The following is a 7,515-nucleotide window of genomic DNA, read 5'->3' as shown; positions in this document are numbered from 1 at the left end:
GCCTCGGCAGCTGCCGGTGCACCGTTCTCTTCTTCAAGCTTGAGGCGCAGAGCGTCAATGATGCGTGCAGCCGCGGCAGCAGGTGCCTTGAGGATGCCTGCAACCTTGGCGAGCTGCAGCTCGCGGGACTCGAGCGCTGCCAGTGCGACAACTTCGCTGGCGTTCAATGCCTTGCCCTCGAAGTAACCGGTCTTGATGACCAGCTGCTTGTTGGCCTTGGCAAAATCCGTCAGGCTCTTGGCAGCGGCAACTGCGTCACCCTTGATGAACGCGATTGCAGTGGGGCCGGAGAGCTGGTCGTTGAATGCTTCAACACCGGCTTCCTTGGCTGCAATGGCGGTCAGGGTGTTCTTGACGACCGAGAACTTGGTGTCCTGGCCGAGAGAAACACGCAGCTGCTTGAGCTGTGCAACGGTGAGCCCGCGGTATTCGGTCAGGACAGCGGCGTTCGATTCCTTGAAATCGTTAGTGATCTCAGCTACTGCTGAAACCTTTGTAGGCGTTGCCATAACCCTCCTTCCGGGGATAGTGCCGGTATGCGACGGTCCCCGCTCAAGTGAGCTAAAACTAAAAAACGCCCCGCGCAGATGCACGGGGCTTGGCTCTACATGGCTGATGCCGTGGAGCGTTGCTTCGTTCACCTGCGCCGGCCGCCCTAATGTTCAGGGTCCTTCGTCCAGAAATACATTTGGCCTCCAGCGCACAACTGCAGAGTTGAGCTGTGTTCAGGAGAATGGATTTCCAACAACCGACGGTCTTTGGTAGTTCAAGCTTACGGGACACGCTGCCGTCCCGCCAAATCGGCCTCAGCTGACGCTTGACTTCAGGGACGGGAGTTCTTTCTGCCAGATCCCCGTCACCCCGGCTGTGGTGAAGCCGAGCTGCTGGTTGACCGTCAGCAGGTACCTGTTCTCCGGGGCGTTCCAGGTGTAGATGACGCGGGCGTCGGGGAACTGCTCGGTGAGCCGCTCCATGTTGGCCAGCTTGATCAGCAGGCCCAGTTTGTTGCCGCGGTGGGCCTGCAGGACCAGGGTGTCATCCTGGAAGACCACGTCGGGGCGGTGGGCCAGGACGCTGATGGTGGTCAGGCCCACCAGTGCCCCGCTGGCGAGATGTTCGACGGCTGTGACCACCGTCCGCCGTCCCTGCGCGATGGTGACCTCTTCCGCCTCACGGAGGATGGCGCCGTCGAACACCATGTCCTGTTCAACAGGAGTCTCAAGGGAAGGATCGACGTCGGCGCCCGCCTGGTTTTCGAGCACGGCGACGGCTTCGAGCCACTCATCCGGGCAGCGGTCGGTCCAGTGGTGGAGCCGGTAGCGGCCGTTGTTCGCATCATCAGCTTCCGCCTGGAGATCGGCCACCAGCTTGGTGTCCAGGGGCAGGGTGCAGGAGCTGAACTGCTCGATGTGCTGCAGGGTATAGCCGGTCCGCTGCGCAAATTCGACCTCACGGCTTTCCAGGGGCACAAACCCCTGGCCCGAGCCCGGCACCAGCTGGGCCCTCTCGAACTCGTGCAAGGAGGCGCCGGGATGGTTGGTGTCCACCAGGATCGAGGTGCGGCCCTCGCTCCGGGCCAGGTGTTCGGCCTCGTGCAGCAGCTTCCGGCCCACTCCCTGCCGCTGGAATTCCGGCAGGATGTCCAACGTAAACTCCGCCATGTCCAGGTTCTCTGTCAGCGGGAGGGCGATGTCCACGGTGCCGACGATCTGGCCGTCCACTTTGGCCACCAGAATGATCTGGCGCTCGTACGGATCCGCCAGTTCCAGGAGCTTTTCCAGCGGCGTGTAGGCCAGGTCATCGCTCCCCCACGTCTGCATCCGGACCTTTCGGCCCACCTCGACGGCGGCCAGGAAATCCGCTGCCTCGGGCGCGTCCAGTGAGTCCGGGATCCACAGCTGTTCGATCCGTACGTCTTTTGCCATATGGGGCCTCATCCCAGCCGTTTCTGCCATTCGCCCTCATAACCAGCAGGTTGGAAGCCAAGCAAAGTATTGATCGCCAGCATATGCCGGTTTTCCACCGCATTCCATGTCAGCACCGAGCGCGCCGCGGGCCAACGCTGGTGGGCCGCCCGCAGATTCGCGGCTTTGATGAGCAGCCCCAGCCTCTTTCCACGGTGCTCGGAGGTCACCAGGGTGTCCTGCTGGGCGATGGACCTGGGGACCCCCGGCCGCCAGTTCAGCACCGTATAGGCGACGAGTTCGCCGCTGGTCGTGTGCAGCGCAGCCGCGACCTGGGTCTGCACCCCGCCGCGGATGTTCGCCTGTTCCTCCTGGCGCACCCTGGCCGCATCCCAGACCTCCGCCTCCCAGCCCAACCCGGCGATCGGAACGTCCGAACTCATGCGGGCCCTGAGGGCCGCGTACGCATCCACCAGATCTTCAGGGCAGGTGTCCCCCCAGCCCACCATGACGTAACCACCTGCCCGGATGGATGCCTCCGCCTCCAGTGACTCGAGGTGGCCCTGTCGAAGCGGAAGGGCCAGGCGGCTGGCCCGCTCCACCTGCTCGAGCTCGTAGCCTGCACTGGCCGCAAAGGCGACCGTGGGGTCATCGGCGGGTAACCCACCGGCCCCCGATTTGGCAGGCAGCAGCCGGGCCGCCCGATCCACCGCCGCCGCCGGGAGCTCACAGTAGGCATCAAGGGACGTTCGGCCGCGTTCTATCGCCACAGCCTCCGCGTGGGCCAGCAGCCGGCTGCCCCAGCCCTGGCGCCGGTAAGCAGCCGTCACGTCCACCGAAATGCCGGCTGTGTAGGTGTTCTCGCGCAGCGGCAGCGTGACTGAGCAAGCGCCGATTGTTTCCTGGCCCAGCTGTGCTATAAAAAGCTGCCGCTCCTCGTACTCGCTCCCCCGCCAGTACTCAAGGCTCTCGCTGAAGGTCGGGCAACGGTCCAGGTCACCCCATTTGTCCAGTTCGTCCGCTTCGCGGATCGCCTGGTAGGCGTGGAGGTGGCTTCGGCCGTCTCCATTGGCGACGCCACTGGAAACTCCGGAGACCCGGGCACCAGGGTGCGTCCCGGCGTCGGGCGTTGCAGGAATTGCGACGGCAGTGATCACCAGGTGCTGACCGGTCATGACCCCAGCCTAGTAAGTGTGCCCGCTTAAACCGAAGGACCGCCCGGCGCAATGCCGGGCGGTCCTTGGTTGTGCCGGACGGATCCGGCAGCGGGAACTGGTGGAGGATTAGACCTCGGTCAGGACCTTGGTGACGTTGGGGTCCACGGAGATGCCGGGGCCGAACGTGGTGGCAACGGTAGCCTTCTGGATGTAGCGGCCCTTGGAAGCGGACGGCTTCAGGCGAAGGACCTCTTCCAGTGCTGCTGCGTAGTTCTCGGCCAGCTTCAGGGCATCGAAGGAAACCTTGCCGATGATGAAGTGCAGGTTCGAGTGCTTGTCGACGCGGAAGTCGATCTTGCCACCCTTGATGTCGTTGACAGCCTTGGCGACGTCGGCGGTCACGGTGCCGGTCTTCGGGTTCGGCATCAGGTTACGCGGACCCAGAACCTTACCGAGGCGGCCAACCTTGCCCATGAGGTCAGGGGTGGCGACGGCGGCGTCGAAGTCGGTCCAGCCGGCTGCGATCTTTTCGATCAGGTCATCGGAACCAACGAAGTCGGCGCCGGCAGCGATTGCTGCCTCAGCCTTGTCGCCCGTTGCGAAGACGAGAACGCGGGAGACCTTACCGGTGCCGTGGGGCAGGTTGACGGTGCCGCGGACCATCTGGTCAGCCTTACGCGGGTCAACGCCCAGACGGAAAGCGACCTCAACGGTGGCGTCGAACTTGGACGGGTTGGTGTCCTTGGCGAGGGTTACTGCCTCGAAAGGCGCGTAGAACTTCTCCGCGTCGATCTTGGCGGCTGCTGCCTCATATGCTTTGCTGCGCTTTGCCATGCTGCTGTTTCTCCTTGTGCAGTTGTGGTCTGCGGACCGCGCTGGGCCCTGCCACAAGTTGGTCATCCGACTGATATATCCGGATTCCAACATTTCAATGTTTCAGTGGTGCCGGTTTCCCGGCGGTGGAAGGCTGTTTAGCCTTCGACGGTGATACCCATGGAGCGGGCGGTACCGGCGATGATCTTCGCTGCGCCTTCGAGGCTGGTGGCGTTGAGGTCTTCCATCTTGGTGGTGGCGATCTCGTTGACCTGGGCCTGGGTCAGCTTGGCAACCTTGACGGTGTGCGGGGTGGGTGAACCCTTGGCAACGCCGGCAGCCTTCTTGATGAGCTCCGCGGCCGGCGGAGTCTTGGTGATGAACGTGAATGAACGGTCTTCGTAAACCGTGATTTCCACGGGGATGACGTTTCCGCGCTGGGCTTCTGTGGCAGCGTTGTACGCCTTGCAGAATTCCATGATGTTGACACCGTGCTGGCCAAGCGCAGGACCGATCGGCGGGGCCGGGTTAGCGGCGCCTGCCTGGATCTGCAGCTTGATGAGGCCGGTGACCTTCTTCTTGGGAGCCAATGTAAGGTCCTTCTCTCAATATCTTCCTGGGACACAGGAGCGTGCCTCAGGTTGTTGGCCGCCATGGCGAGGCGGCCGGCCGTTCCGGGGCTGCTAAGCGGGCAGTCCGGAACGAATTCTGTGCTGGTTACTAGATCTTGCTGACCTGGTTGAACGCCAGGGTAACCGGGGTTTCGCGCTCGAAGATGGATACCAGGACCACGAGGGTCTGGGATTCCACCTTGATCTCGGAGATCGTGGCAGGAAGGGTCTCGAACGGACCTTCCTTGACGATGACCGATTCGCCGACCTCGAAGTCGACGTCAACCGGGGCGGCAGCGTGCTTGACCGGCTTGCCCTTTTCGGCCTGCTCTTCTTCGAAGACCGGGGCCAGCATGGAGAAGACTTCGTCAAGGCGCAGCGGCACGGGGTTGTGGGCGTTGCCCACGAAGCCGGTGACGCCGGGGGTGTGGCGGACGGCGCCCCAGGAGGCATCCGTCAGGTCCATGCGGACCAGTACGTAGCCGGGGATGCGGACGCGGTTGATGACCTTGCGCTGAGCGTTCTTGATCTCAACGACCTCTTCCATGGGCACCTGGATCTCGAAGATGTAATCTTCCATGTCCAGGGTCTGGATGCGGGTCTCAAGGTTGGCCTTGACGCGGTTTTCGTAACCGGCGTAGGAGTGGATGACGTACCAGTCACCCTCCTGGCGGCGCAGTTTGGCCTTGAATTCGTCGGCGGGGTCTACCTCAGCCTTTGCGGCCGCGGCGGCGAGAGCGTCAGCATCCTCGTCGTCGGTTTCTGCATCGTCCTCGGAAAGTTCGCCGTCAACGGCGTCGCTCTCTGAGTCGTCATCCTCTGCGGCGGCATCCGCGGCAGCGTCAGAATCGTCGTCGGAATCGGCGTCGGCGGATTCGGGCGCAGCGGACTCAACCTCGGACTCTTCACTGGCTTCAGCCGTGTTGTCCGTGGACTCTTCCAGCTCAGTCTCGGTTTCCTCGAGCTCCTGCTCAGACACTTGGTCTCCTGCTTCCTTCATTGCCTAACATGCCTATTTAAATGGCTCAATTCCGCACACCAAGCGGCTTCCCTTTCCGGTTACCCGGATCGGGGCCACACGGCCTACGGACAATTCGCCCTTAGCGGTCCCAGGGAGCAATCCCGCCGAAGACCCAGCCGACAACGGATCCAAAACCGATGTCCAGCAGGCTGACGATGACCATCATGATGGCCACGAACACCAGCACCACGAGCGTGTAATTGATCAGTTCCTTGCGGGTTGGTGCTACAACCTTCTTCAGTTCGCCGATAACCTGGCGGACGAAGAGTGCAATGCGAGCGAAGAAGTTTGCCTTGGCGGCCTTCTTAGCTGGGCGGCCCTTGGAGCTGCTGGCAGCTGTTTCGGTCACCTGGTCCTCACTCATCTTTGCAATGTTGGATTACCCGGTCCTGATCAGAACCATGGTTGCTGCGCGTGCCCCGGCTTCACGCCGGGGCAGCTTGCGCAGGGCAGACAGGACTCGAACCTGCAACCTGCGGTTTTGGAGACCGCTGCGCTACCAATTGCGCCACTACCCTATGGATCAAAAACCGGAATCATGCGTTATCCGTCAGCTTTCACTGGGGCGCACGCCATCATCCGTGTTTTCAACACCGGAGAACCAGTCTACGCAACAACTACGTGTACGTCGAACCAGCCTCGTTCCGGGCCCTTCGTGTTGCACTTTATGGCTGTCCTGGCCTGCAGTCACATCCACGCCGGCAATCCGAACGATCCGCTGAACAGCATAGAGTAGATCACGTCGAATTCCACCATTCAGCCTCCGGGCTGCAAGCGAAGAACGGACCTGCCATGTCTGCCGCCCGCGTTTCCCAGCGCATATCCGCCATTGCCGAATCCGCAACCCTGGCAGTTGATGCCAAGGCCAAGGCGCTGAAGGCAGCCGGGCGTCCGGTTATTGGATTCGGTGCCGGCGAGCCGGATTTCCCCACCCCCGAGTACATCGTCAAGGCCGCCATCGAGGCCGCGGGCCAGCCCAAGTACCACCGCTACTCCCCCGCCGGTGGCCTGCCCGAGCTCAAGAAAGCCATCGCCGAGAAGACCCTGCGCGATTCCGGTTACGCTGCGGAGGCGTCCCAGGTGCTGGTGACCAACGGCGGCAAGCAGGCCGTCTACAACACGTTCGCCACCCTGCTTGATCCGGGCGACGAGGTCATCATGCCCACGCCGTTCTGGACCACCTACCCGGAGGCCATCCGGCTCGCCGGCGGTGTTCCCGTTGAGGTCTTCGCCGGTCCGGAGCAGGAGTACCTGGTCACGGTTGACCAGCTGGAAGCCGCCGTCACCGACCGGACCAAGGTCCTGCTGTTCGTGTCGCCGTCCAACCCCACAGGCGCTGTGTATTCGCCTGAGCAGGTGGCTGAAATCGGTAAATGGGCCGCCGCTAAGGGCCTCTGGGTGGTCACCGACGAGATCTACGAGCACCTGACCTACGACGGCGTGCCCTTCACCTCCATCGCCACGGCCGCCCCGGAACTGGGTGACAAAGTGGTAATCCTCAACGGCGTTGCCAAGACCTACGCCATGACCGGTTGGCGCGTGGGCTGGATGATCGGCCCGGCCGATGTCATCAAGGCCGCCACCAACCTGCAGTCGCACGCCACCTCAAACGTCTCGAACATCATGCAGATCGCCGCCCTCGCTGCGGTCTCCGGCCCACTGACCGCCGTCGACGAAATGAAGGTCGCCTTCGACCGCCGCCGCAAGGCGATCGTCGCAGGACTCAATGCCATTGAAGGCGTGGAATGCCCGACGCCGAAGGGTGCCTTCTACGTCTACGCGGACGTCCGCGGGCTGCTGGGGAAGGAATTCCCGACGGCGGCAGGCACCGCGACGCCGTCGACCTCCGCTGAGCTGGCGGCCCTGATCCTCGACGAGGTCGAGGTAGCGGTTGTGCCCGGCGAGGCCTTCGGCCCCTCCGGCTACCTGCGGCTCTCCTACGCTCTCGGCGATGACGACCTCGCCACGGGTGTGGCGCGGCTCCAGGAGTTCCTCGGCAAGGCCCGGTA

Annotated in this window: 8 protein-coding genes and 1 tRNA gene; 1 reads left to right on the top strand and 8 read right to left on the bottom strand. The window is 63.0% G+C overall.

From position 1 onward, the window contains the following. The 8 genes from rplJ to DBR22_RS13985 form a co-directional block, all read right to left on the bottom strand. Positions 1-509: 50S ribosomal protein L10 (rplJ, locus tag DBR22_RS14020; RefSeq protein ID WP_108599519.1), on the bottom strand; the 509-nt coding region annotated here is incomplete at its 3' end. 297 nt (positions 510-806) lie between these two features. Then, on the bottom strand, positions 807-1,925 hold the full coding sequence (locus DBR22_RS14015) for a GNAT family N-acetyltransferase (protein WP_108599518.1): 1,119 nt from the start codon (positions 1,923-1,925) through the stop codon (positions 807-809). Between the two features lie 8 nt (positions 1,926-1,933). After that, positions 1,934-3,079, bottom strand: a complete 1,146-nt coding sequence (locus tag DBR22_RS14010) for a GNAT family N-acetyltransferase (RefSeq protein ID WP_108599517.1) — start codon at positions 3,077-3,079, stop codon at positions 1,934-1,936. 108 nt (positions 3,080-3,187) lie between these two features. Further along, entirely contained in the window at positions 3,188-3,895 is a 708-nt protein-coding gene (rplA, locus tag DBR22_RS14005) for a 50S ribosomal protein L1 (RefSeq protein ID WP_108599516.1), read from the bottom strand. Positions 3,896-4,032: 137 nt separating this feature from the next. Beyond that, entirely contained in the window at positions 4,033-4,464 is a 432-nt protein-coding gene (gene rplK, locus DBR22_RS14000; RefSeq protein WP_024365990.1) for a 50S ribosomal protein L11, read from the bottom strand. A 130-nt stretch (positions 4,465-4,594) separates the two neighbouring features. Beyond that, positions 4,595-5,464: a transcription termination/antitermination protein NusG gene (gene nusG / locus DBR22_RS13995; RefSeq protein ID WP_108599515.1), complete on the bottom strand. Its 870-nt coding sequence runs from the start codon at positions 5,462-5,464 to the stop codon at positions 4,595-4,597. A 121-nt stretch (positions 5,465-5,585) separates the two neighbouring features. Beyond that, the gene (gene secE, locus DBR22_RS13990) at positions 5,586-5,870 is read right to left on the bottom strand and encodes a preprotein translocase subunit SecE (RefSeq protein ID WP_108599514.1); all 285 of its coding nucleotides are present in this window, start codon (positions 5,868-5,870) and stop codon (positions 5,586-5,588) included. A gap of 81 nt (positions 5,871-5,951) precedes the next feature. Continuing rightward, positions 5,952-6,024, bottom strand: a tRNA-Trp gene (locus tag DBR22_RS13985). Between the two features lie 274 nt (positions 6,025-6,298). Here DBR22_RS13985 and DBR22_RS13980 point away from each other — a divergent pair. Next, positions 6,299-7,515 (top strand): pyridoxal phosphate-dependent aminotransferase (locus tag DBR22_RS13980; RefSeq protein WP_108599513.1); only part of this gene is annotated, 1,217 nt, incomplete at its 3' end.

The organism is Arthrobacter sp. HMWF013 (assembly GCF_003061105.1).
Taxonomy (GTDB): domain Bacteria; phylum Actinomycetota; class Actinomycetes; order Actinomycetales; family Micrococcaceae; genus Arthrobacter.
The sequence above is the reverse complement of the archived record's forward strand: the minus strand, read 5'-3'. Positions and strand labels throughout refer to the sequence as shown.